Consider the following 24,558-nt stretch of genomic DNA (forward strand, 5'->3'; position numbering starts at 1 on the left):
CGCCATCCTTCGGGGAGCACTTCACCGCCGCGCCGTTCGTTGTCGTCCAGCGCGTCGGTGAACGGGGTTATAGAGACCACAGACGGGGCTGTCTACAGCTATTTTCAGCCCAATCTCACTTTTTTCGAAACGCGGCGTAGTCCCTATCCCCCACCCCGCCTGAGACCCGCGGAAAGCCTGGGGAAACAGCCCTCCCGCCGCCCTCAGGCCAGGCCCAATTGGCGCAATTCGGCCAGGATATGGGGCGGAAGGTCACCATTTCCCGCCGCCGCCTGGTCCAGATCGACAGGCGCGTCCTCCGGCTTCAGGTAGCGCCAGCCCTGGAAGGGGCGTTTGGGCTGGGGCACGGTCTCCACCAGCTCCGTATCCAGCAGCATGCGGCAGACCTCATCCCCCTCGGGCGAACGCAGCAGGTCGAAACCGACGAAGCGGGCGCGGCAGCAGAGGATGCCCTTCACCACCCAATAGAGGGAGCCGCCGTCCAGCAGCTCGGCCGTGCGGGTGGGCATGCGGCGGGTATATGTCGGGACCACACGATGGCCGTTCCAGTCGATCTGGTTACGGCTGCGCCAATCGCGCATGTCGGCAAGGTCGGTGGCGCCCACGGCGAGGCGCAGCATGTGCAGGGGCATCGGTTCTCAAGACCTGGCAAATCACCGGGCACCGGCCCGGTCAGAAGGCTTGAGAGACTATGCCCTTATAAGGTGGGGTCAAGGCGTGCCGTCACAGGGGACGGCGGGACATGAGACTGTGATCAGGCGGTGGCGGTGGCGTTCATGGAACGGCACTTGGCCTCGAACCCATCGGAGATGAAGTCCGGCCGCTTGAACATGCCCTTCAGCCAGGCGGCCAGCAGGCACAACTCTTCAAGCTTCAGGACCTCATCCAACGTGCCGGCCGGAAAACGGATGCTGAAGCTGTCGGCGACGACGTCCAGCACCTCTTCCACCTGCTCGATGCTGAGACCGCAGTCGGACTCCAGCACGGCGGTGCGGGTCAGGATCTTTTCATCGACGCCGTAATCGTCCCGGATCAGCTTCACGATCCAACGGAACAGGTGCATCCAATTACTGACGCCCTCGATCGATCGGCTCACGGCATCCGCCCCATAGTTTCAGGCCCCGCGCCGGGAGGGTATCCCGTCCGCACAGAGCCCCATCCCTACCAGAAAAGCGTTAAGACTTTTTTGACGTGGACGCCAGCGATGTTTGCGAAATTCTCGCCCATCGGGCCATGCGTCAGTTATCCGCGGTCCGGCGACCGGGGGCTTTGCGCGTGCTGGAATAACTGAAGATGGCGTTGAAGCCGAACAGCAGCAGCAGCATGCCCACGATCACCTCCGCCGCCACGACCACACGGACCAGGGCGCCCACCGGCACGATGTCGCCGTACCCCACGGTGGACAGCGTGACGACAGAGAAATAGAGGCTTTCCGCCAGGCTGATCTTCTGCGGCGTGCCGGCGATGATGAACTGGCTGACGGGGGAGTAGCGGTCCACCACCGTGTAGAGGGCGGCGAAGATGATCACCAGCAGGGAATAGAAGGTGAAGAAGGCGAAGGCCGGCTCCACCAGGGCGGCGATCTGCTCAAAGAACTCCTCGAACAGCAGGCCGGTCTCCAGCAGCATCACCACCATGTCGTAGCTGACCAGCAGCACGATGAGGGCGATGAAACCCATGGCCGCCAGGAAGGCCTCGCGCACCACCGGCAAGGGGGTGGTGGGCGTCAGCAGGAAGGTCGCCGCCCCCACCACCAGGAAAGGCACGCCCCAGGCCAGGGCCCGGCCGACGCGGCGCGCGTCGCTGCGGCGCGGAACATCCCCCAGCACCATGGCGCGGATGCCGGCCCGGCGCATCACCACACCACCCAGGAAGGTCGCCAGCGGCAGGACGAAGCCCAGCGCCAGCATGCCGTGCGACAGCCCGGAAAAGTGCGCCTCGACAAAAAACTGGAAGATGATGGCGTAGACGCTGACGAAATTGGCGAGACCGATGGTGAAGAAACGGCTGCCGGGGAACAGCAGATGGCAGGTGCCCACCAGCACCGACACCGCCCCCAGCAGCACCAGGGTCAGCCCCGTCTCCGTCCCCTGGACGGTCAGGGCGATCAGCGCCAGCAGCGCGACGGTGAGGCCGACGGAAACGACAAGGTGGCGGCGCTTGCGCCGACGCGGCGGGGCCTTGGGCATCACCAGCCCCCCCGGGCCAGCCAATCCTCCACCTGGACCAGCCGGTCCGCCCCCCAGAACCCCTCCCCATCCACGAAGATGAAGGGGGAGCCGAAGACGCCCCGGGTGATGGCCGCGTCCGTCTCAGCCCGCAGCCTGTCCTTCACCGCCTGGTCCTGCATGCCGGCGGTCAGTGTCGCCCCATCGATGCCGAGACCGGCGGCGACAGCGATCACCACGTCGATCTGGGAAATGTCCCGCCCGTCGCGCCAGTGCGCCTGGTAGAGCGCCACCGCCAGGCGATGCCCCAAGGCCGCGTCCTGGGTCAACGCCCAATAAAAGGCGCGCGAGGGCGTGACGGCGCTGATGGGCATGGCGGCGGGCCAGGTCAGCGGCAGGCCGTAATAACGGGCGGACCGCACCACGTCGTGGCGCAGGTAATCGCCCTGCAAGGGACGCTGCACCGTGGCGGTGACGCCCGTCATCTTGAACACCGCCCCCAGCAGGATGGGATGCCAGGCGACGGCGCGGCCATGGCGGGCCGCCAACTCGTCGATGCGCATGGCGGCGAAATAGCCGTAGGGCGAGGCGAAATCGAAATAGAAATCCAAGGGCACCGCATCGGCCGGCATGGCGTCCCCATCCCTATGGTCTTTATGGCATTCGGGCGGCCGTCCCCTTCGGCACGGCCGCCCGTTAACCACTATGCCTGTCGGCCGATTTGGGCAAATTAATTGAGCAGTTCCACCGCCATGGCCGTGGCCTCGCCCCCACCGATGCACAGGCTCGCGACACCGCGCGTCCGGTCATAGCGCTTCAGGGCGGCCAGCAGGGTCACCAGGATGCGGGCACCGGACGCGCCGATGGGGTGGCCCAGGGCACAGGCGCCGCCATGGACGTTCACCTTGTCGTGCGGAATGTCGAACTCCCGCATCGCCGCCATGGGCACCACGGCGAAGGCCTCGTTGATCTCGAACAAATCAACATCGCGCGCCTGCCAGCCGGTCCTGGCGAACAGCGCCTGGATGGCGCCGATGGGGGCGGTGGTGAACCAGTTGGGGGCACGGGCATGGCTGGCGTGGCCGACGATACGGGCCAGGGGCGTCAGCCCGCGCTTTTCCGCCACGCTGGCGCGGGTCAGCACCAGGGCGGCGGCACCATCGCTGATGCTGGCGCTGCTGGCCGCCGTCACCGTGCCGTCCTTACGGAAGGGGGTCTTGAGCGTGGGGATCTTCTCCGGCTTGCCCTTCAGCGGCTGTTCGTCCCGGGTGATGACGACATCGCCGCCCTTGCCCTTCACCGTCACGCCCACCGTCTCACCATCGAACCAGCCGTTCTCCACCGCCGCCTTGGCCCGGCGCAGGCTTTCGATGGCGTAGGCGTCCTGCATCTCGCGGGTGAACTGGTAATGGGCGGCCGTGTCCTCGGCGAAGGTGCCCATGGCGCGGCCCCGGTCGTAGGCGTCCTCCAACCCGTCCAGCGCCATGTGGTCGTAGATGGTGGCGTGGCCGTAACGGTAGCCGCCGCGCGCCCGGTCCAGCAGGTAGGGGGCGTTGGACATGCTTTCCATGCCGCCGGCCAGCACAACGTCGGCACTGCCGGCCAACAGCAAATCATGGCCCAGCATGGTGGCCTTCATGCCGCTGCCGCACATCTTGTTGATGGTGCTGCACGGCACCGACTGCGGCAGGCCGGCACCCAGCGCCGCCTGGCGGCCAGGCGCCTGGCCCTGCCCCGCCTGCAACACGCAGCCCATCACCACCTCATCAATGGCGTCGGCGCCCAGGCCGGACCGCTCGACGGCGCCCTTCACCGCCGCCGCCCCCAACTGGGCCGCCGGCAGGCCGGACAAGTCGCCCATCATGCCGCCCATGGCGGTGCGGGCGGCGCTGACGATGACAATCGGATCACTCGACATGGCTTAGTCACTCCCGTGTGTTTTGTTCGGTCGCGTGGCCGCCGCCACCAGGTCGCGCCAGGCGCGGCGGACGAAATCCAGGCCTTCGGGCTCGCCCAACAGGCGACAGGTCATGGTCTGGGCGAAGGCGATGCCCACCATGTGGAAAGCGAAAAGGTCCAAATCCAGGTCGGCCCGGAAATGCCCGGCTTCCACCGCCAGACTGGCCGCCTGACGGATGAAGGTCCGCAGGCGGCGCTGGGCATCGGCGATCTCATCGCGCAAGGGGCCCGGGCGGTCGTCCAATTCCAGGCTGGCCGCCTGGATGGGGCAGCCGCCGGGAAACGGCGGCGACCGGTTCCACGCCCACCAGCCCTCGGCGAAGGCCTCCAGCCGGGGCAGGCCACGCGGCAGATCCAGCACCGGCCGGATGACGTTATCGGTGAAACAGGCCTGGGCCTGGACCAGCACCGCCACCTGCAACTGTTCCTTGGACCCGAAATGGGCGAACAGGCCGCTTTTCGACAGGCCGGTGCGTTCCGCCAGCAGGCCGATGGTCAGGCCGGACAAGCCATCCGTGCTCATGAGGCTCAAGGCCTCATCCAAGATGGTGGCTCGGGTGCGGTCACCCTTGCTGAGGGACGGCGTGCTCATGAGGCGAAAAATAAACGAACGATCGTGCTTTTGTCAAGACACGTCCCAAGCAAGGGGAGCCCAAAAAGCGAAAGGCCCGCCCCGGATCACTCCAGAGCAGGCCTTCCATACTTTGCACTCTATCCGGGCACTCCATCCAGGCGGATGGCGCCCGCAGGCAAGCAACCTAAACCCTTAAGCCCCCTCGCCCGCCTCGTACATCTGGGCGTCCACCACGGCCAGGGCCGACATGTTGACGATACCGCGCACGGTGACGGACGGGGTGAGGATGTGCACCGGCTGGGCGGCACCCAGCAGCACCGGCCCCACCGGCTGGCCCTCGCCCAGGGTCTTCAGCAGGTTGAAGGCGATGTTGGCGGCGTCGCGGCTGGGCATGATCAGCAGGTTGGCCGTGCCCTTCAGGCGGCTGTTGGGGAAGACCCGGTCGCGGATGTCGGCGGAGATGGCGCTGTCAGCGTGCATCTCACCCTCGACCTCCAGCGTCGGGCAGGCCTGCTCGATCTTGGCCAGCGCCTCGCGCATCTTCAGGGCGGAGGCGTCGGCATGGCTACCGAAGTTGGAATGCGACAGCAGCGCCACCTTGGGCACCACGCCGAAGCGCCGCACCTCTTCCGCCGCCAGCGCCGTCATGGCGGCGATCTGGTCGGCCGTCGGCTCGGCGTTCACATAGGCGTCGGCCAGGAAGAAGGTGCCCTTGGGCAGGATCAGCACCGACAGGGCGGCCGGGATGGTGGTGCCCGGCTTCAGGCCGATGACGTCCAGCACGTGTTCCAGATGCCAGTCATAAAGACCGACGGTGCCGGCGATCATGGCGTCGGCGTCACCCTTGCGCACCAGCATCGAGCCGATGACGGTGGTGTTGGCGCGCACGACCTGCCGGGCGCGGTCGGGGCTGACGCCGCGACGCTCCATCAGGCTGTGATAGCTCTGCCAATAATCGGCATAGCGGGGGTCGTTCTGCGGATCGACCAGTTCCACGTCGCGGTCCAGCGCGATGCGCAGGCCCAGCTTCTCGATGCGGCGGGCCACCACCTCGCGGCGGCCGATCAGGATGGGCTTGGCCAGGCCGTCGTCCACCACGAACTGCACGGCGCGCAGCACCCGCTCCTCCTCGCCCTCGGCGTAGACCAGGCGCTTGGGCGCCTGCTTGGCGCGGGAGAACACCGGCTTCATCAGCAGGCCGGAACGGAAGACGAACTGCGACAACCGCTCACGATAGGCGTCGAAATCGGTGATGGGCCGCGTCGCCACGCCGCTGTCCATGGCGGCCTTGGCCACCGCCGGCGCGATCTCCAGGATCAGGCGCGGGTCGAAAGGCTTGGGGATGATGTTGTCGGCGCCGAAACCGGTCGATTGGTCGCCGTAGGCGGCGGCCACCACGTCATGCTGTTCCGCCATGGCCAGGTTGGCGATGGCCTTCACCGCGGCGATCTTCATCGCCTCATTGATCTGGGTGGCACCCACGTCAAGCGCACCCCGGAAGATGAAGGGGAAGCAGAGGACGTTGTTGACCTGGTTGGGGTAGTCGGACCGGCCGGTGGCGATGATGGCGTCGGGCTGCGCCTCGCGCGCCTCTTCCGGCATGATCTCCGGCGTCGGGTTGGCCAGCGCCAGGATGACGGGCTGGCCCGCCATCTTGGACACCATGGGCTTGGTCAGGACGCGCGGCGCCGATAGCCCCAGGAAAATGTCCGCGCCCTCGATGATGTCGTCCAGGGTACGGGCGTTGGTCTTCTTGGCGTAGCGCGCCTTGCGCGGGTCCATCAGTTCGGTGCGGCCGTCATAGACCACGCCCTTGATGTCGCTGACCCAGATGTTGTCCACCGGCATGCCCATGTCGACCAGCAGGTCCAGGCAGGCCAGGGCGGCGGCGCCGGCGCCGCTGGCCACCAGCTTGACCTCGTCGATCTTGCGGTTGCGCAGCTTCAGGGCGTTGGTGATGGCGGCGGCGACGATGATGGCGGTGCCGTGCTGGTCGTCATGGAAGACCGGGATCTTCATGCGCTGACGCAGCTTGCTTTCCACCTCGAAGCATTCCGGCGCCTTGATGTCCTCAAGGTTGATGCCGCCGAAGGTGGGTTCCAGCGCCGCGATGATGTCGACCAGCTTATCGGGATCCTTCTCGTCGATCTCGATATCGAAGACGTCGATGCCGGCGAACTTCTTGAACAGGACGCCCTTGCCTTCCATCACCGGCTTGGCGGCCAGCGGGCCGATGTCGCCCAGGCCCAGCACGGCCGTGCCGTTGGTGATGACGGCCACCAGATTGCCGCGCGAGGTCATCTGGCTGGCTTCGGCCGGGTCGGCGACGATGGCCTCACAGGCGAAGGCCACGCCCGGCGAATAGGCCAGCGCCAGGTCGCGCTGCGTCGCCAGCGGCTTGGTCGCCTGGACGGCGATCTTACCGGGCGTCGGCAGCCGGTGGTAATCAAGGGCGGCTTCGCGAAACTCGTCAGACATGGGGCCGGTCTCTTCTGCGGGGAACAAGGCACTTCTTGCTTAGGCTGCGGGGGCCGCGATTGTCCAGAGGCGAACGGCTGGCAGGTGCCATTCCGCGCCCGCAGCACCCCCCAGGCATGCGTTCAACCCAGTATACGTTTCCCTTCATCCGGGCAACCGATACCCCGGATACGCGAAAGGCCGGTTCCACGGGGGAACCGGCCTTTCAAGAGATGGTGCGGTCAAGAAGACTCGAACTTCCACGGGTTGCCCCACAGCGACCTCAACGCTGCGCGTCTACCAATTCCGCCATGACCGCATCATGTCAGAACCTCGTCGGCAAGGGCTTGCCAACGGGTGAAGGGGGGAATAGCAAATCGCCGATCCCATAGCAAGCCCCTGTATGGCGCTTACCAGCGCTGCGGGCTCGCTATATATAAGGTGTGCTTCCTATATAAGGGGGCCGCCCCCGGCTTTCACACGACAGGCCCGTTCCCCGATGTCCCTGCCCCAACCCGCCGCCGCCGCGATCCCCGGCCCCGAATGGAAGATCAGCGACCAGCCGGCACCCTATCCCGAGGCCGTGGCCGCGATGGAGGAACGGGTGGCCGCCATCCGCGCCGGTACCGCGCCGGAGCTGGTATGGCTGCTGGAACACCCGCCGCTCTACACCGCCGGCACCAGCGCCAGGCAAGAGGATCTGCTGGACCATGGCCGATTCCCAGTGTTCCAGACCGGGCGCGGCGGGCAGTTCACCTATCATGGCCCCGGCCAGCGCGTGGCCTATGTCATGCTGGACCTGATGAAGCGCGGGCCCGACCTGCACGCCTATGTCACCAACCTGGAAGAATGGATCATCCGCACCCTGGCCCTGTTCAACATCAAGGGTGAACGGCGGTGCGGCCGGGTGGGCATCTGGGTGGACAAGCAGCCCTACGGCGGGCTACCCGGCCAGGAGGACAAGATCGGCGCCATCGGCGTGCGGGTGCGGCGCGGCGTCACCTATCACGGCATCTCATTGAACGTGGACCCGAACCTCAGCCATTTCGGCGGCATCGTGCCCTGCGGCATCACCCAATATGGCGTCACCTCCATGCACGCGCTGGGGCATCTGGCCAGCCTGCATGAGGTGGACGCGGCGATGCGTGACGCCTGGGACGGCGTGTTCGAGACCGCCGGCGGCGTCACGGTGGGGACCTGCGCCGGCTAGGCGGAAGAACCCGCATCGCGGGTATCCGTTTGGCTGGTGATCGCCTGATAGTTGGATTCCCGCTTCCGCCACCCGCATAGTGGCCCCTCACACCACAGGGGTTGGAGGGGGCGGTGGAAACCACGCTTGTGTCCCGGCCGGTCGCGACGGCCGACCGGCATGCCTTTTACCTGGCGATGGCGACCGCGTTCATGGCGATCGCCTTCGGGGGCTTCATCCCCACCTACTGGCGGCCAGTGATCAACGGCACCTTCCACCGGCCGGCGATCCTGCACATCCATGGCTTCGTCCTGTTCAGCTGGTGCCTGTTCTATTTCGTGCAGACGGCCCTGGTGGCGCGCGGCCGCACGCCGGACCATCGCAACTGGGGCCTGGCCGGCATCGCGCTGTTCAGCGTGATGGTCTGCACCATCCTGGCGAGCCAAGTGGCGATTCTGAAGTTGAACGAGCAGCTGGGATATGGTGATCAGGCGCGGCGTTTCGCGGCCGTGGGCCTCACCGCCCTGCCGGGCCTGATCGCGGTTTTCGCGGCGGCGATCGTGATGGTTCGCCGGACGGAGACGCACAAGCGGCTGATGGTGCTGCTCATGACCATGCTGATGCAGCCCGCCGTCGCCCGGGTTTTCGTGACCTTGCTGGCACCGGCCGGCGCCTCGGAGGGGCCGCCACCGCCGCCGTTCGTCGCGGTTCCACCGGGATTGGTGGCGGACCTGCTGATCGTCGTCGCCCTGGTTCATGACTGGCGTACCCGGGGCCGGCCGCACCGGGTCTATGTCTACGGATTGCCGCTGGCCATCCTGAACCAGTTGATCGTGATCCCCGTCGCCGGCAGCGCGGCGTGGATGAACTTCGCCACCAGTTTCGGGCGAATCCTGGATTGAGGCCGGGCCGCGACGGCGCCCCGGCACCCGTCGGCTCAGTTCCTGGCCTTCAGCAGGTCGCGGATTTCCTCCAGCAGCACTTCCTGCCGGGGCGGGGCCGACACCGCCTTGGTACGGAAGCGGTTCACCTGCTTCACCAGCAGGAACACGGCAAGCGCCACGATGAAGAAGCGGATCACGACGTTGATGAAGACGCCGTAGTTGATGGTGGCGATGCTCGCGTCCTGGGCCGCCTTCAGGCTGGGGTAATGCTCGCCGTTCAACGCCACGAAGTAGCTGGAGAAGTCGATGCCGCCCAGGAGGTAGCCGATGGGGGGCATGATCAGGTCATTGACCAGCGAATTGACGATACCGGTGAAGGCGGCGCCGACGATGATACCAACCGCCAGGTCGATGACGTTGCCCCGGCTGATGAACGACTTGAACTCTTCCCACATGCGCTTATCCCCTTGCTTGTGCGGGCCCTGCATTAGAGCGGAACGCGATCAGGTGGCATCACCTGATCGCGTTCCGCTCTATCATGAACAGCTTTAGAGCAAGATGCGATCACGCGTGATCGCATCTTGCTCTAAATCGGGCCCTTCATGGCTTGACCGGCACAGTATGCCGACAGCGGACATGCCGGGTCACTAGAGCAGATCGCGAAAAGGTGGAATCACCTTTGAAGCGTGAATCTGCTCGCAACCGGCTATCACCCACAAGGGACGTGAACAAACGAAAGGCCGGCCTGTTTCCAGGCCGGCCTCCGTTTGAAACACGGGAATGACAGCGATCGTCAGGCCAGGACGTACAGGCCGCGCTGGCCGTCCATCGGCTTGAACTTATCGGTGATGCCCAGGACCGTTTCGGCACCGCCCAGGTACAGCACGCCATCGGGCGGCATCTGCTTGGCGATGGCTTCCAGCACCTTGGTCTTGGTGGGCTGGTCGAAATAGATCAGCACGTTGCGGCAGAACACCACGTCGAACTGGCCCAGCGGCGACAGGTCGGTCAGCAGGTTGTATTCGCGGAAGTTAGCCATCTGCCGCACCTGCGGCGACAGCTGCCACTTGTCACCCATCTGCTTGAAATATTTCACCAGATGGGTGATGGGCAGGCCACGCTGCACCTCGAACTGGGTGTAGATGCCGGCGCGCGACTTCTCCACCATTTCCGACGACAGGTCGGTACCCACGATCTCGATCCGCCAGCCGGCCAGACGCACCGAATCTTCCGCCAGCATCATGGACAGGGAGTAGGCCTCCTGCCCGCTGGAGCAGGCGGCGGACCAGACGCGGATCGACTTTTTGGTGGCGCGGCTTTCCAGCAATGCCGGCAGGACCACCTGCTTGAACTGGTCGAACGGCTTCTGGTCGCGGAAGAAGGACGACTCATTCGTCGTCATCGCTTCCGTGATATCCCTCAGCAAGGTTTCATCCTTGCGGGCCCGGACCGTCGTCGCCAGTTCATCCAGCGTCTTCAGGTTCCATTTACGGGCCACGGGCATGAGACGCGATTCAAGCAGGTAGGCCTTGTCCTTGGTCAGGACCAAGCCCGAACGCTGCTTCAGCATCGTGCAGAACATGTCGAAGTCTTCGACCTTCATGCCGCCGTCCTCAGTGCGATCTTGCGGATAAATGGACCGATGTCCTTCAGCGGAAGGATGGAACTGCAGAGACCCGCCGTCGCGACGGCCCCCGGCATACCCCAAACCACGCTGCTGGCCTCGTCCTGCCCAACAACCATTCCCCCGGCCTGGACCACATGGTCGCAACCGCCGCGACCGTCGTGCCCCATCCCGGTGAGGATGACCGCCAACACTTTACGCCCATAAATCTTAACAATACTGCGCAACATCGGATCGACAGCCGGACGACAGAAATTTTCCGGCGGATCCTTGGTCAACTGCGCCGTGGTCACGCCGTTGCGCGACACCAGCAGGAAATGGTTGTCGCCCGGGGCGACATAGGCGCGGCCGCCGACGATGGGTTCCCCGTCCTTGGCCTCGGCGCATTCGATGCCGCACTGCCGGGTGATGTGCTCCGCCAGGATGGTGGTGAAGGTCGCCGGCATGTGCTGCGTGATCACGATGGGCTGGTGCAGGCCGCCCCGGAAATGACTCAGCACCTCGAACAAGGCCTGCGGCCCGCCGGTGGAGCTGCCGATGGCGATGATGTCGGGCCGGATGTCCGGCGCCGGCCGCAAGGTCACGGGCCCCGGGTCCAGCAGGCGGCTGCGCAGCGGCGTCGGGGCCGCCGTCCCGGTGGCCGGCGCCGCACCCGGAGCGACCGGTGACGGTGCCACGATGGGACGCGGGGGCAGCGGCCGGGCGGCGGGCGCACCCTTGCGCGGGTCGGCACGGCGTGCCGCCTCCGCCAAGGCGCGCACCTTGGCGACCAGCTCTTCCTTGAAGCTCTCGGCGCCCGTCAGTTCACGGGTGGAGGACGGCTTGGTCACATAGTCGGACGCGCCGGCGCGCAGCGCGCGCAGGGAGATGTCGGCGTTCTTGGCGGTCAGCGTCGAGGCCATGATGATCTTGACGCTGGGATCGGTGGCGATCAGTTGCGGCAGGGCGGTCAGGCCATCCATCACCGGCATCTCGATATCCAGGACGATGACGTCCAGGGTCTGACGCGCCAGGGTGTTGATGGCCATCTGGCCGTTGGCCACGGACGACACGACACGGATGTCGTTGTCCCCCTCCAGCGTCCGGGTCAGAAGACCGCGGATGACCGCTGAATCGTCCACGACCATGACCCGGTAGGGTTCGGTCGTGGTGGCCGCCGGGGACGCAGCCTGAGGTCGTCCGGGGATGTCATTCATGATCTTATTGATCCCGGACTTCAGAGAAGCCCGACCTGCTGGAACTTGGTTTGGATGATCTCACTGTCGAAGGGCTTCATGATGTACTCATTCGCCCCGGCCGACAGCGCTTCCTGAATGTGGGCCAGATCATTCTCGGTGGTGCAGAACACCACCTTGGGCGCCTGCCCACCCGACATTTTCCGCAGACGGCGGAGGAACTCGATGCCGGTCATCACCGGCATGTTCCAGTCGAGCAGAATGGCGTCCGGCATGGACGCGGCGCACAGATCCATGGCCTGCTTGCCATCCTCGGCTTCTGAACAGGTGAAGTTCAGTTCTTCCAGGATCTTGCGCGCGACCTTGCGAACGACACGGCTGTCATCGACGACCAGGCAAGACTTCATGCAAAGGACCTCGGGTTGCTAAGCGCTCGAAAGCACCGGTGGTTTAGCCCAGGCTCAGGCGACTTCGGTATTAGCGAAATTCAACAACCGCGACACGTCAAGCACAACGAGAAGATTTTCCCGAAGGCGGTAAATACCCCGTGGACACTTCCCGCCACCGCAAGTCCATCGTGGCCGGCTGCCGCTCGAAATCATCGGAGGTTAAGCTCAACACCTCACCGACGCTATCCACCATGAGGGAGTAGAGCTCCCCTTTGTGGTCCACGACGATGCTCATGCCAGGCTTGTCCTTGTCGCGCGGCGGCAGGCCCAGACGCAGGCGCACGTCGATGGCGGTGACGATGCGGCCGCGCAGGTTCAGGGAACCGGCAACCTCCGGCGGGGACAGCGGGATGCGCGTGATGCGCTGCGGACCCAGCACGTCCTGGACCTGCAGAACCGGGATGCCGAACACCTGGTCGGCGATGGTCATGGTGACGAAGTCTTCGTTCTTGACGATCGCGACTTCAGTGCCACCGGTGCGCTTGGCGGGGAGGTTCGTACTCATGCGGCACCCTTGGTCTCGGAAATGGTCTGCTGGAGGGTGAAGAGCAGCGCGTCACGGTCGAACTTCGCCACATAGTCGGTGAAGCCGGCCTGACGGCCGCGATCCAGGTCGCGCGGGGTGGCGTGGCTGGACAGCGCCACCAGCGGCACGTTCTGCCAGCGGCTGTTGCCGCGCACCGCCTGGGCGAATTCCAGGCCGCTCATGCCCGGCATCTCGATGTCGCTGACGATGACGTCGAAGTCCTCGCCGGACTCGCAGAGGCCCAGCGCCTCGTCGGCGCTCTGCACCGCGGTGACGTTGTAGCCCGACACGGTCAGCAGCGGCGTCAGCAGGTTGCGGAAGAAGGGGCTGTCGTCGACCAGCAGCACCTTGTGCAGGCGCTCATCCTCGAACCGGTCGGTGGCGTTGCCGAACCAGTCGCGGAACGCCTGGGTCAGGTAGAAGCCGGCGTCGATGACGTCCGTCGCCTTGTCGGCGATGATGGCGCTGCCCATGAAGCCGGCCCGTTCGGTGCCCAGTTCCACCTGCAGCTTGTCCTCGACGATGTCGATGATCTCGTCCACCACCAGGCCCATGGAGCGGTCGCCGTCGGCGAACACCAGGACCGGCTGGCGCTTGTCGCGCTGCACCTGCCAGGCCGGGTCGATCGGCACCAGCGGCATCAGCTTGCCGCGGTACTGCACCACCGGCTGGCCGTTGGACGCCTCGACCTGGTTGAGGTCGATGTCTTCCAGTCGGGCCACCAGCGACAGCGGCACGGCCTTGGGCGCGCCGTCGCCGGCACGGAACAGCAGCAGGGCCATGCGGTCGTCCTGACGGGTGGCGTGCTTGGCCTCCGCGGCGGCGGCGGCGGTGTCGTGCACACCGCCGGACAGTTCGCCGGAGAAGCTGGCGATGCCGTTGGGGTCCAGGATCATGATGACCGAGCCGTCACCCAGGATGGTGTTGCCCGAGAACAGCTCGATATGGCGCAGGATGGGCGCCACCGGCTTCACCACGATTTCCTCGGTGTCGAACACGCGGTCGACGATGATGCCGAAGGTGTAGTTGCCGACCTGGGCCACCACGATGAAGGTCTCGCGGTTGTCCTGTTCGCCGTCGCCCAGCTTCAGCAGCCGTTCCAGGCTGACCAGGGGCAGCAGGCGGTTGCGCAGGCGCAGCACCGGCGTGCCGTTGATCCGCTCGATCTTGTGTTCGCTGTCCTGGGCGGCGCGCACCAGTTCGATCACACTGATCTGCGGGATGGCGAAACGCTCGCCACCGCATTCGACGATCAGGGCCGAGACGATGGCCAGGGTCAGTGGGATCTTGATGGTGAAGGTGGTGCCGCGGCCCTCGATCGACTTCAGCTCGATCGTGCCGCCGATCTTCTCGATGTTGGTCTTCACCACGTCCATGCCGACACCGCGGCCCGACACGCTGGTGACCTTGGCGGCGGTGGAGAAGCCGGCCTTGAAGATGTACTGCTGGATCTGCTGATCCGACATGCTGGCCAGCTCGGCCTCGGAGGCCAGGCCGTTCTGCAGGATCTTGCGCTTGATCGCCTCGATCGCCAGGCCTTTGCCGTCGTCGGAGATCTCGATGATGATGTGGCCGCCTTCATGGAAGGCGTTCAGCGTAACGCGGCCGGTCTCGGACTTGCCCTTGGCGACACGGTCGGACGGCACCTCCAGCCCATGGTCGGCGGAGTTGCGGACCATGTGGGTCAGCGGGTCCTTGATCAGCTCCAGCACCTGACGGTCCAGTTCCGTGTCGGCGCCCAGCATCTGCAGGTCGATTTTCTTGTGCAGTTCGTGCGCCAGGTCGCGCACCAGGCGCGGCAGCTTGGCCCAGGCGTTGCCGATGGGCTGCATGCGCGTCTTCATGACGCCTTCCTGCAGCTCCGACGTCACATGGTTCAAACGCTGCAGCGGAACCGCGAATTCGCTTTCCTTCTGGCTGCGCAGGATCTGCAGCAGCTGGTTGCGGGTCAACACCAGCTCGGAAACCATGGTCATCAGGTTTTCGAGCAGGTCGACGTTGACGCGGATGGTCTGGTTGGCCAGCGCCGACTCACCGCCGCCATCAGCATGCGGCGGGGGCGGCGGCGCCTGGCTGGCGGCGGGCGCCGGAGCGGGTGCCGGGGCCGGCGGAGCGGCTTCGGCGACGGGCGCCACTTCGCGGGTGGCGGCGGGCACCGGGGCCGACGCCACGGGGGCCGCGACAGGGGCCGCGGTCAAGGCCGCGGGAACCGGCTCGAACTCCGGCACCGGCGGGGGAGGTTCGGCGGCGGTGGGGGCGGCGGCCGCCTCCCGGCCTTCGGCCAGCGCGTTCAGGCGGTCGATCAGGTTCTGATCATTGCCCGGCGGCTCGGCTTCGGTCTTTTCCAGGACCAGCAGGATGGACTTGATGGCGTCCAGCGATTCAAGGATCAGCGTGACGGCGTAGGGGCTGACGTTCAGCTCACCATCGCGGAAACGGCCCAGCACGTTTTCCGAAGCATGCGCCACCGCTTCCAGCCGCGGCAAGCCCAGGAAGCCGCAGGTCCCCTTGATAGTATGGACCAGGCGGAAAATATTGCTGAGCAAGCCGGGGTCATTTGGGTTCTGCTCAAGCCGCACCAACTCGACGTCCAAGACCGCAATATTCTCATTGGTCTCGGTCAGAAATTCGCTCAGCAGATCATCCATGGTCCACGTCCCGTTGCCATGCGCGTATCGAGGCCGCCCCAACGAACGACCCCGCAGGAATAAGGTGTTAGCCCCGGCCCCCGCCCCATCATCAATTCCACCCCGTCGGGCCGGCTTCGAAACCGGCGTCGTCGGCGATGAGACCCCTAATAGTGCCAGGAGGCGCCACTCCCTACACTCATCTTTTCCAGAAAGACGATTAAGAACACGTTACTCCCGCGAGATTGATGGCGTGCCCGGCGACGCATGACAAGCGATAAACGCGTTAAGGTAGGTGTTCCGGATGAAAGATGCTCGCACCCCTGTCAAAGCCCCCGTGGTTCCAGGGAGAATCGCAATCCGTCCGGACCTTTGGCCCCGGTCACGATGCGCCAGCCGCATTGTTCCGCGAACCGCCCGGTGACATAGCCCTGCACGCTGCGCGGGGTGAGTTCGCTCTGCGGGACAGCGCCGTCCAGGGCCGCCTGCACCTCCTCGCGCAGCCCCACCTTGGGGCCCTGGGCCGTGAGCGACAAAGGGGCCGCCCCTTCCGGCCCTGCGACCGTGACGACACCACCGTGGGGCAGTGCCTCCTCCGCCAAAAGCCCCAGGTTCAGCGCCAGTTTCAGCAATCCGTCCTCCGCCTTGGGCATGACGTCGGCCGGCCATTCCAGGCGCACCCGCCCCCCCCGGAACCAGGCCGACAGCACCGTCCGCGCCTCGGCCGCGGTGAAGGCGCTGCTGCCGCCGGCGGCCCCATAGGCCAGACGGAACAGGCGCAGGCGCCGCGCCGCCTGGTCGGCACTGTCGGCGATCAGGGACATGGCCTCGTCGGCCATGGATTGGCCCATTTCCTCAATGAGTTCCACGCCATTGGCGATGGCGCCCACCGGGCTGATCAGGTCGTGGCACAGGCGGGAGCAGAGCAGTTCGACGACGTTCAGATCCAGGGTTACCGTCATGCGTAAGGCCTTGTCTTGTTGTGGCCGCCGGTCATAGTGGGCAGCACCCCAGCATAAAGGACGCCCGGCCCGATGGCAGGGTTTTCACGACGCGGGCAGCGCAGAACAAATGGGTAAGGGCAAAAGGATAGGTGACGCGATTTTCGCCCCCGACCCGGCCGCCCTTCTCTCTCCCTAGCCTAAGGAAGTACCTCCATGGCCCGTTCCGGACCCGAATCAGTGAACGTCGCCGCCCTGCTGACCCCCGGCACCTATGTCGTTCATCCAGGTCAGCCCGATTGGGGCCTGGGGCAGGTGCAGTCCGCCGTGGGATCGCGCGTCACCGTCAACTTCCCCCACGCCGGCAAGCAGCTGATCGATGCCGCAATCGTGCCCCTGCAGGTGACGGAGCCGGAGGACTGGGCGCCCATGCGGGAAGGACAATAGACGCCCCCCCTGTATTGATATGTTCCCCGCACCATATTTGACCTAGATGATCACCGTCACTGGCGCCCCGCACCATCGCGGGCATGAATGACGAAGAACCCGCGTATTTCCTTTGAGGACCCGGCAACGATGGCGGATGGCGCCCTGATCCCCCTGGCGGATGGCGCCGCGCATGCGGCGACGGACAACACCGCGCCCATGATCGATCCGTTCGGCCGGTCCATCCGCTACCTGCGCGTCTCGGTCACCGACCGTTGTGATTTCCGCTGCGTCTATTGCATGTCGGAAGACATGTCCTTCCTGCCCAAGGACCAGGTCCTGTCGCTGGAGGAACTGGAGCGCCTGTGCAGCACCTTCATCGCCACCGGCGTGCGCAAGCTGCGCCTGACGGGCGGGGAGCCGCTGGTGCGCCGCGGCATCATGGATTTGATCCGCAGCCTGGGCCGCCACCTGGCCACCGGCGCGCTGGACGAACTGACGCTGACCACCAACGGCAGCCAGCTGGGCCGCTATGCCGCCGACCTGTATGCCGCCGGCGTCCGCCGGGTGAACGTCAGCCTGGACACGCTGGACCCCGATCGTTTCAAGGCCATCACCCGCTGGGGCAAGCTGGCACCGGTGCTGGATGGCATTGCCGCCGCCAAGGCCGCCGGCCTGTCGGTCAAGATCAACTGCGTGGCCCTGCGCGGCGTGAACGACGGTGAGATCCACGACCTGGTCGCCTGGTGCGGGCGCGAGGGCCATGACCTGACCTTCATCGAGGTCATGCCCATGGGCGACATGGATGAGGGCGGACAGGGCGGCGGCGTGCGGGCCGACCAGTACTGGCCCCTGTCCATGCTACGTGCCGAACTGGCGCGGCGCTGGACCCTGACCGACCTGCCCATCAGCACCGGCGGCCCCGCCCGCTATGCCCGGGTGGCGGAGACCGGCGGCCGTATCGGCTTCATCACACCCATGACCCACAATTTCTGCGAAAGCTGCAACCGCGTGCGGCTGACCTGCACCGGCATGCTGTACATGTGCCTGGGCCAGGACGACGCCGCCGACCTGCGGGCGGTGCTGCGCGCATCCCCCGACGACGACGCGCCGCTGACGGTCGCCATCGCCGAGGCCATCGCGCGCAAGCCCAAGGGGCACGACTTCATCATCGACCGCCGCCACAAGGGTCCCGCCGTCAGCCGGCACATGAGCGTCACCGGCGGCTGACACCTCAACCCCCGCGTGAAATCGGGACGGCCGTTACCCGGCCGGCCTTTGGTCATCGTTCCTTTACCCGGATCGATCCGCTAAGGTAGCGTCCGATTGCGGTTAACGGGTCCCCGGCAGCGACCCCCGAACAATTCCCCAGCCCACCCCTTGAGCGGGCGAACCCAGGCGAAGGCGCATGCTCGATCAATCCCCGCGCCCCCCGATCCGGATTCCGGGCCAGACGTCCGCCGCGTCCGCCACCGACGGAATGCCCGGCCAGTGCGACGCCCCGCCCCTGCCCGCCAATCCGGCGCTGTGCATCGTGGCGTCGGACACGCCGGAAGCGCTGCTGGCCCGCGATGAACTGGCGGACCGCTATGGCGCCGTGCGGGCCGAGGATGCCGACGTCATCATCGCGCTGGGCGGCGATGGCTTCCTGCTGGAAACGTTGCACCGCTACCTGCCGCTGTGCAAACCGGTCTACGGCATGAACCGCGGGTCGGTGGGCTTCCTGCTGAACTACTACAGTCCTGATGAGCTGACCGACCGCCTGCGCCGGGCCCAGCGCGTGGCGCTGAACCCCCTGCGCATGGTGGCCACCAACGCCCAGGGGCGACATGAGGCCCTGGCCTTCAACGAGGTGTCGCTGCTGCGCGAGACCCGCCAGGCCGCCAAGCTGCGCATCAGCGTGGACGGGGTGGAGCGCCTGGCGGAGCTGGCCTGCGACGGCGCCCTGGTGTCCACCCCCGCCGGCAGCACGGCCTACAACCTGTCGGCCCACGGCCCCATCATCCCCCTGGGCGCCGGCGTCCTGGCCCTGACACCCATCAGCGCCTTCCGCCCCCGGCGCTGGCGCGGCGCCCTGCTGCCCCATGCCGCCCGCTTGCAATTCGATATTCTGGAGGGCGCCAAGCGCCCGGTCAGCGCCGTGGCCGACTTCACCGAGATCCGCGACGTGGCGCGGGTGGAGGTGTGTGAGGACCGCAGCGTCGCCAGCATCCTGCTGTTCGATCCGGAAATGAACCTGGAAGAGCGGATCCTGAAGGAACAGTTCACGCCCTGATCCGCGTGGGATTGCCCGCTAAGGGCGGCGCGGAAGGGGGGAACCATCCGTCGCCAGACGTGATACAACCTTCCGCCGGCGGGCCTGCGGGGCTTGGACGGACCGCCGGGAATCGAAACAAGAGACTGTCAGGGAAACCCGATGACACGTACCGCTCTGCTTGGAACCGTGGGCGCATTGGCGCTCGCAGCGCTCACCGCCGCCCCGGCGCTGGCGGCGAAGCCCGCCAACCCCTTCGCCGCCGCCAGCACCTTGCCGTTTGAGGCCCCGCGCTTCGACGTCATCAAGGACGCCGACTACCTGCCCGCCTTCCAGCAGGGCATGAAGATCCAGCTGGCCGAGATCAAGAAGATCGCCGACAACCCGTCGGCCCCCACCTTCGACAACACCCTGGTGGCGATGGAGAAGTCCGGCCGCATGCTGGACCGGGTGAGCCAGGCCTTCTTCGGCGTGGTGCAGGCCAACACCAACGACACGCTGGACAAGGTGCAGACCGAGGTGTCGCCCAAGCTGGCCCAGCACCAGGATGCCATCTATCTCAACGCCAAGCTGTTCCAGCGGGTCAAGGCGCTGTACGACACGCGCGACAGCCTGAACCTGAACCCTGAGCAGGCCCAGCTGCTGAAGGTCTGCTACGAGCAGTTCATCCACGCCGGCGCCCAGCTGAACGACGCCGACAAGGCCAAGCTGCGCGAGCTCAACACCACGCTGTCGTCGCTGGAGACCGCCTTCCAGCAGAAGCTGGTGGCCGCGGCCAAGGCCGGCGGCCTGGTGGTGGACGACAAGGCCAAGCTGGCCGGCCTGGGCGATAACGGCATCGCCGCCGCCGGTGAGGCCGCCAAGGGCCGCAAGCTGGACGGCAAGTACCTGCTGCCGCTGCAGAACACCACGCAGCAGCCCGCCCTGTCCTCCCTGGATGACCGGGCCACGCGCCAGGCCCTGTTCGAGCGCAGCTGGACCCGCGCCGAAACGGGCGACGCCAACGACACCCGCGCCACCATCGCCGACCTGGCCCACCTGCGGGCGCAGAAGGCCAAGCTGCTGGGCTTCCCCAACTACGCGGCCTACGTGCTGTCCGACCAGATGGCGGTGACGCCGGAGGCGGCGGAAGGCTTCATGAAGCGCATGGTCCCCGCGCTGGCGGCGGAACAGAAGCGCGAGGCGGCGGAGATCCAGGCCCAGATCAAGAAGGACGGCCAGGATTTCGACCTGAAGCCCTGGGACTGGGCCAAGTACGCCGAAGAGGTGCGCAAGGCCAAGTACGACCTGGATGAAGGCACGCTGAAGCCCTATTTCGAGCTGCACACCGTGCTGGAGGAGGGCGTGTTCTACGCCGCCAACCAGCTGTACGGCCTGACCTTCAAGCGCCGCACCGACATCCCCGTCTACCAGCCCGACGTGCTGGTCTATGAGGTGACGGACAAGGACGGCTCCCCCCTGGGGCTGATGTATTTCGACTACTTCAAGCGCGACAACAAGTCGGGCGGGGCCTGGATGTCCAACTTCGTCCAGCAGTCCAAGCTGCTGGGCACCAAGCCCGTGATCTACAACGTCGCCAACTTCACCAAGCCCGCCCCGGGCCAGCCGGCGCTGATCAGCTTCAGCGACGTCACCACCATGTTCCACGAATTCGGCCACGCCCTGCACGGCCTGTTCGCCAACCAGACCTATGAGAGCCTGTCGGGCACCAACGTGGCGCGCGACTTCGTCGAGTTCCCGTCGCAGTTCAATGAGCACTGGGCGCTGGACCCCAAGGTCCTGGCCCACTATGCCAAGAACTACCAGACGGGCGAGGTCATGCCGGCCGAACTGGTGGAGAAGATCAAGAAGGCCGCCACCTTCAACCAGGGCTATGGCCTGGGCGAGGTTGTCGCCGCCGCCATGCTGGACCTGGAATGGCATTCCCTGCCGGCCGACGCGCCCAAGCAGGACGTCGACGCCTTCGAGAAGGAGGCGCTGGCCAGGGGTGGTCTGGACGTGGACGACGTGCCGCCCCGCTATCGCTCCAGCTATTTCCTGCACATCTGGGGCAACGGCTACGCCGCCGGCTATTACGCCTACCTGTGGACGGAGATGCTGGATGACGACAGCTACGCCTGGTTCAAGGACCATGGCGGCCTGACGCGCGAGAACGGCGACCGCTTCCGCGAGATGATCCTGTCCAAGGGTCACACCGAGGAATACGGCCCCATGTTCCGCGCCTTCTACGGCAAGGACCCGGACATCGGGCCCATGCTGGAGAACCGCGGCCTGGCGCCGGAAGGCAAGTAGCTCCCCAGTCGGTTTGGAGCCGGCGGTGTCATGCCGTCGGCCCTTCAGACCACTGACAAACCCCGTCGGATTCCGGCGGGGTTTTGTTTTGGATGTTTCCACACCAGCGGCGCGAGAATTCGGCGCGTGCCGCTGTAGGCTGCGGCCGCAGCCGCCGGAGCCTTTTGGGGAGCGTAGCGGACCGAAAGGCGAGGATAGCCCAAGCGGCCGGACGGCCGCGCCCGGCGCCTGAGGGGCAACGCTTGAGCCTATTCCGCCGCCAGGCGGCGGTCGCCGATGCGGGCGGCGGCGAAGGCGTGGATGGCGCGCATCAGCGCTTCCAGGTCATGGGACAGGCGCCAGAAGCCGTCGTGGCGTTCCAGCGTCTCCTCATCCATGTACAGCCGGCGGTCGATCTCCAGCTGCAAACTGTGGCGGCCGCGCGTGGGCACGCCGTAGCGCCGCACCAGTTCCACCCCCTTGTAGGGGTCGTTGTGGCGCACGCGGTACCCCATGCCGCGCAGCGTGGCGGCGACGAAGCGGCTGAAGGACGGGTCGCAGCTGGCGCCATCGCGGTCGCCCAGCACGAAGTCCGCCCCGGAATCGCCGGTGCCCAGCGTCGGCATGGAATGGCAGTTGAGGTGCCAGACCTGGCCGAAGCGGCCATGCAGGTCGTCCAGCACCGCCTTCAGCTGCGCGTGATAGGGCCGCCAATAGCGTTCGATACGGGCCTGCACCTCACGCACCGTCAGCTTGGCGGCGTACAGCGCCTCCCCCGGGCGGCTGACCGTGCGCACCAGGCCCATGCCGTGGCGGCTTTTTTCCGAGGGGTTCAGGGGGCCGGGCCATGCGTCGGCCAGGCAGGCGGGGTCGATGTCGTCCTCCGCCCGGTTCACATCGATATAGCTGCGCGGGAACAGGGCCTGGATCAGGGTGGCGCCCAGTTGCGGCGCGCGGCCGAACAACTCATCCACATGCGCGTCTTCGGACTGGCGCAGCAGCATCAGGGGGCAACGGGGCGTGAAGCCCAGGGGATAGGCGGAACCGCTGTGGGGCGAGTCATAGACGACCGGGACCAGCGTGCCTTCCGGGTCATGGCGCACCAGCACGTCATCTATCGTGAATCGCATCTAACTCTCACCACCAGTGGTGGCACCAGCAGCAGGACCGGCGCAATAAGCGTTCACCATACCCCAGGGCGAGGCATCCCGTCCCTTTTCTTGACGCGTCGGACCCGGCACTATTGATGGAGCAACCAATAGGGGAAAAGGCAGCCATGGCGCCGAAGAACACGGGCGGAGGAGGACGCTGATGTGGGACAGCCCCGCCCCCGCCCTGGCCATGCCCGACCTGCGCGCCCACCGCGCCGGCAACATGGGCGTGCCCTACGTCTGGCGGTTCCAGGCCAAGGCGCCGGGGCCCCATGTGGCGGTGGTGGTGCTGGTCCACGGCAACGAGCCCTGCGGCGCCGTGGCGCTGGACCGGCTGTTGCGGCGGGGCCTGCGGCCGGAACGCGGCGTGTGGACGCTGGCCTTCGCCAATCCCGACGCGGCCCTGGGCGGCCGCATGTTCGGCCCGCCGGCCAACCCCGTCCGCTATCTGGACCGGGATATGAACCGGCTGTGGACGGCGCCGGACGCGGCGGCGCTGGCGGGTGTCTTCTCCCCCGGGCGGGAACAGGCGCGCGTGGCGGCGCTGGCCCCGTTGCTGCTACAGGCCGACCTGCTGTTGGACCTGCATTCCATGCAGGCGCCCTCCCCGCCCCTGACGCTGTGTGGCCGGTCGGCGCGCGGCCGCGATCTGGCGACACGCCTGGGGGACCCCGGCTGGGTGGTGGCCGACGACGGACACGCCGACGGCAAGCGCCTGATCGACCACCCCCGCTTCACCGGCCCCACCGGCACCGCCGCCGCCATCCTGATCGAATGCGGCCAGCATGCCGCGCCGGCGGCCGGGGCCCAGGCCTGGCGCGCCCTGGTGCGTTTCCTGGCACTGTCGGACACGCTGGGCGCCGCCACCGCCCGCACCCTGCTGGCGGAGATCAACGCGCCGGAGATGCCGCCCGGCCGTCCCACCGTGGTGGACGTGACCCATGTCATCCAGGCGGAAACGGACGACTTCGCCTTCGTCCGCCCCTTCCAGGGGCTGGAGCGCATTCCCGACGCCGGCACCCTGCTGGCCCTGGACGGCCGCCGCGCGATCCATACGCCCTACGACGATTGCATCCTGGTGATGCCCAGCCGCACGCCGCGCCGGGGCCAGACGACCGTAAGGCTGGGCCGGATCGTGTGACCTGCCGGCCTCTGATCGAGGCCGCCCCTTACTCCACGAACCGCGCCTGTTGCAGCAGGTCGTGGAAGGTGCGCAGCACGGCGGCCCGCTCGGCCTCCGTCGCCACCCCCTCGACCAGCTTGGCATCGAAGTTCGGTTGGCGCAGGTGGGCGACGACCTGGTCGCGGACGATACGCCGCGCCTTGGGGCTGGCCAGCACATCGGCGGCGGCGAACTGCACCAGGCGCATCGCGCGCACCCGCAGGCTGGCGGCGGGATCATCCAGACGCTCGATCACCCGGTTCTGCACGATGTAGGCGGCCACCAGGTCGTCCAGCCGGCCGGCCACACGCTCCGCCACCCCGCCGGCCAGCGAGGGCCCCCCCGTCACCAGGCGGTAGAGGGCGGCCACGGCCTCCATCTTCGGCTTCAGCGGCAGGGTGCCGTCCACCAGGTCGTTCAGGGTGCCGGCACCGGTGATCACATCCATCGCCCGGGCGGCGATGACGGGCCCATCCTTGGCCCCCACGTCCGACCGCGCCAGGCCGGCCAGATAGGCCAGCCGCGCCGCACCCGACGGCAGCAGCGCCAGCACGCCGTCCAGCGCGACGCGCCGGCCCTCCGCCCCGCCTTCCACGACGAAGCGGTGATAGCCCATCAGCATGGCCTCGGCCATCGGCGGACCACCGACCGGACCATCGGTGCGCAGCAGGCGGGCCAGCAGCGCCCGGTAGGCCATCCTCTGCTGCATCGGCTCGCCATG

The 24,558-nt window shown here is 66.7% G+C and carries 22 protein-coding genes, 1 tRNA gene and 1 pseudogene; 7 read left to right on the top strand and 17 right to left on the bottom strand.

Annotation, left to right across the window (positions count from 1 at the left end; translation table 11 throughout):
* Positions 1 to 203 precede the first annotated feature (203 nt).
* From PW843_16805 to PW843_16840, 8 genes are all read right to left on the bottom strand, one after another.
* Positions 204 to 632: a DUF1489 domain-containing protein gene (locus tag PW843_16805; GenBank protein ID MDE1148254.1), complete on the bottom strand. Its 429-nt coding sequence runs from the start codon at positions 630 to 632 to the stop codon at positions 204 to 206.
* Between the two features lie 122 nt (positions 633 to 754).
* On the bottom strand, positions 755 to 1,096 hold the full coding sequence (locus tag PW843_16810) for an acyl carrier protein (protein ID MDE1148255.1): 342 nt from the start codon (positions 1,094 to 1,096) through the stop codon (positions 755 to 757).
* Between the two features lie 142 nt (positions 1,097 to 1,238).
* Entirely contained in the window at positions 1,239 to 2,189 is a 951-nt protein-coding gene (locus PW843_16815; GenBank protein ID MDE1148256.1) for an ion channel, read from the bottom strand.
* On the bottom strand, positions 2,189 to 2,800 hold the full coding sequence (locus tag PW843_16820; protein ID MDE1148257.1) for a 2-hydroxychromene-2-carboxylate isomerase: 612 nt from the start codon (positions 2,798 to 2,800) through the stop codon (positions 2,189 to 2,191). The genes PW843_16815 and PW843_16820 overlap by 1 nt, the downstream gene beginning before the upstream one ends.
* A 98-nt stretch (positions 2,801 to 2,898) precedes the next feature.
* Entirely contained in the window at positions 2,899 to 4,086 is a 1,188-nt protein-coding gene (locus PW843_16825) for an acetyl-CoA C-acyltransferase (protein ID MDE1148258.1), read from the bottom strand.
* A gap of 3 nt (positions 4,087 to 4,089) precedes the next feature.
* Positions 4,090 to 4,719, bottom strand: coding sequence for a TetR/AcrR family transcriptional regulator (locus PW843_16830; GenBank protein ID MDE1148259.1), 630 nt, complete (start codon positions 4,717 to 4,719; stop codon positions 4,090 to 4,092).
* Positions 4,720 to 4,893: 174 nt separating this feature from the next.
* Positions 4,894 to 7,179 (bottom strand): NADP-dependent malic enzyme, encoded by a 2,286-nt coding sequence (locus PW843_16835; protein ID MDE1148260.1) that lies wholly within the window; start codon positions 7,177 to 7,179, stop codon positions 4,894 to 4,896.
* A gap of 213 nt (positions 7,180 to 7,392) precedes the next feature.
* A tRNA-Leu gene (locus tag PW843_16840) sits at positions 7,393 to 7,477 on the bottom strand.
* A gap of 180 nt (positions 7,478 to 7,657) precedes the next feature.
* Between PW843_16840 and lipB the strand changes: the two genes are divergently transcribed.
* Both lipB and PW843_16850 read left to right on the top strand, forming a co-directional pair.
* Complete coding sequence (gene lipB / locus PW843_16845; GenBank protein MDE1148261.1) at positions 7,658 to 8,368, top strand: lipoyl(octanoyl) transferase LipB; 711 nt, start codon at positions 7,658 to 7,660, stop codon at positions 8,366 to 8,368.
* Positions 8,369 to 8,481: 113 nt separating this feature from the next.
* Complete coding sequence (locus PW843_16850; GenBank protein MDE1148262.1) at positions 8,482 to 9,249, top strand: hypothetical protein; 768 nt, start codon at positions 8,482 to 8,484, stop codon at positions 9,247 to 9,249.
* A gap of 35 nt (positions 9,250 to 9,284) precedes the next feature.
* Here the strand turns inward: PW843_16850 and mscL are convergent, their stop codons facing one another.
* From mscL to PW843_16885, 7 genes and pseudogenes are all read right to left on the bottom strand, one after another.
* Positions 9,285 to 9,686 carry a large conductance mechanosensitive channel protein MscL gene (gene mscL / locus PW843_16855; protein MDE1148263.1) on the bottom strand — a complete coding sequence of 134 codons (402 nt, stop codon included), beginning with the start codon at positions 9,684 to 9,686 and terminating at the stop codon, positions 9,285 to 9,287.
* A 338-nt stretch (positions 9,687 to 10,024) separates the two neighbouring features.
* Positions 10,025 to 10,834, bottom strand: a complete 810-nt coding sequence (locus tag PW843_16860; protein MDE1148264.1) for a protein-glutamate O-methyltransferase — start codon at positions 10,832 to 10,834, stop codon at positions 10,025 to 10,027.
* The gene (locus PW843_16865; GenBank protein ID MDE1148265.1) at positions 10,831 to 12,051 is read right to left on the bottom strand and encodes a chemotaxis response regulator protein-glutamate methylesterase; all 1,221 of its coding nucleotides are present in this window, start codon (positions 12,049 to 12,051) and stop codon (positions 10,831 to 10,833) included. Before PW843_16865 ends, PW843_16860 begins: the two co-directional genes overlap by 4 nt.
* Positions 12,052 to 12,071: 20 nt before the next feature.
* A complete protein-coding gene (locus PW843_16870; GenBank protein MDE1148266.1) occupies positions 12,072 to 12,437 on the bottom strand; it encodes a response regulator in 366 nt (121 codons plus the stop codon).
* A 54-nt stretch (positions 12,438 to 12,491) separates the two neighbouring features.
* Positions 12,492 to 12,984: pseudogene (locus PW843_16875) on the bottom strand (chemotaxis protein CheW).
* Entirely contained in the window at positions 12,981 to 15,653 is a 2,673-nt protein-coding gene (locus tag PW843_16880; GenBank protein MDE1148267.1) for a chemotaxis protein CheW, read from the bottom strand. Before PW843_16880 ends, PW843_16875 begins: the two are co-directional and overlap by 4 nt.
* 305 nt (positions 15,654 to 15,958) lie before the next feature.
* A complete protein-coding gene (locus tag PW843_16885; protein ID MDE1148268.1) occupies positions 15,959 to 16,594 on the bottom strand; it encodes a histidine phosphotransferase family protein in 636 nt (211 codons plus the stop codon).
* A 195-nt stretch (positions 16,595 to 16,789) separates the two neighbouring features.
* Between PW843_16885 and PW843_16890 the strand changes: the two genes are divergently transcribed.
* From PW843_16890 to dcp, 4 genes are all read left to right on the top strand, one after another.
* Positions 16,790 to 17,020: a DUF3553 domain-containing protein gene (locus PW843_16890; GenBank protein MDE1148269.1), complete on the top strand. Its 231-nt coding sequence runs from the start codon at positions 16,790 to 16,792 to the stop codon at positions 17,018 to 17,020.
* 198 nt (positions 17,021 to 17,218) lie between these two features.
* Complete coding sequence (moaA, locus tag PW843_16895) at positions 17,219 to 18,229, top strand: GTP 3',8-cyclase MoaA (GenBank protein ID MDE1148270.1); 1,011 nt, start codon at positions 17,219 to 17,221, stop codon at positions 18,227 to 18,229.
* Positions 18,230 to 18,479: 250 nt separating this feature from the next.
* A complete protein-coding gene (locus tag PW843_16900; protein MDE1148271.1) occupies positions 18,480 to 19,274 on the top strand; it encodes an NAD kinase in 795 nt (264 codons plus the stop codon).
* A 141-nt stretch (positions 19,275 to 19,415) separates the two neighbouring features.
* Positions 19,416 to 21,545 (top strand): peptidyl-dipeptidase Dcp, encoded by a 2,130-nt coding sequence (gene dcp / locus PW843_16905; GenBank protein MDE1148272.1) that lies wholly within the window; start codon positions 19,416 to 19,418, stop codon positions 21,543 to 21,545.
* Between the two features lie 248 nt (positions 21,546 to 21,793).
* Here dcp and PW843_16910 read toward each other — a convergent pair whose 3' ends face one another.
* The gene (locus tag PW843_16910) at positions 21,794 to 22,654 is read right to left on the bottom strand and encodes an N-formylglutamate amidohydrolase (GenBank protein ID MDE1148273.1); all 861 of its coding nucleotides are present in this window, start codon (positions 22,652 to 22,654) and stop codon (positions 21,794 to 21,796) included.
* Positions 22,655 to 22,835: 181 nt separating this feature from the next.
* Here PW843_16910 and PW843_16915 point away from each other — a divergent pair, with 181 nt between their 5' ends.
* Complete coding sequence (locus PW843_16915) at positions 22,836 to 23,816, top strand: succinylglutamate desuccinylase/aspartoacylase family protein (GenBank protein ID MDE1148274.1); 981 nt, start codon at positions 22,836 to 22,838, stop codon at positions 23,814 to 23,816.
* 28 nt (positions 23,817 to 23,844) lie between these two features.
* Here PW843_16915 and PW843_16920 read toward each other — a convergent pair whose 3' ends face one another.
* Positions 23,845 to 24,546, bottom strand: a complete 702-nt coding sequence (locus PW843_16920; GenBank protein ID MDE1148275.1) for a hypothetical protein — start codon at positions 24,544 to 24,546, stop codon at positions 23,845 to 23,847.
* Between the last annotated feature and the right edge of the window lie 12 nt (positions 24,547 to 24,558).

The sequence above is a fragment of the Azospirillaceae bacterium genome (genome assembly GCA_028283825.1).
Taxonomy (GTDB): Bacteria; Pseudomonadota; Alphaproteobacteria; order Azospirillales; family Azospirillaceae; genus Nitrospirillum.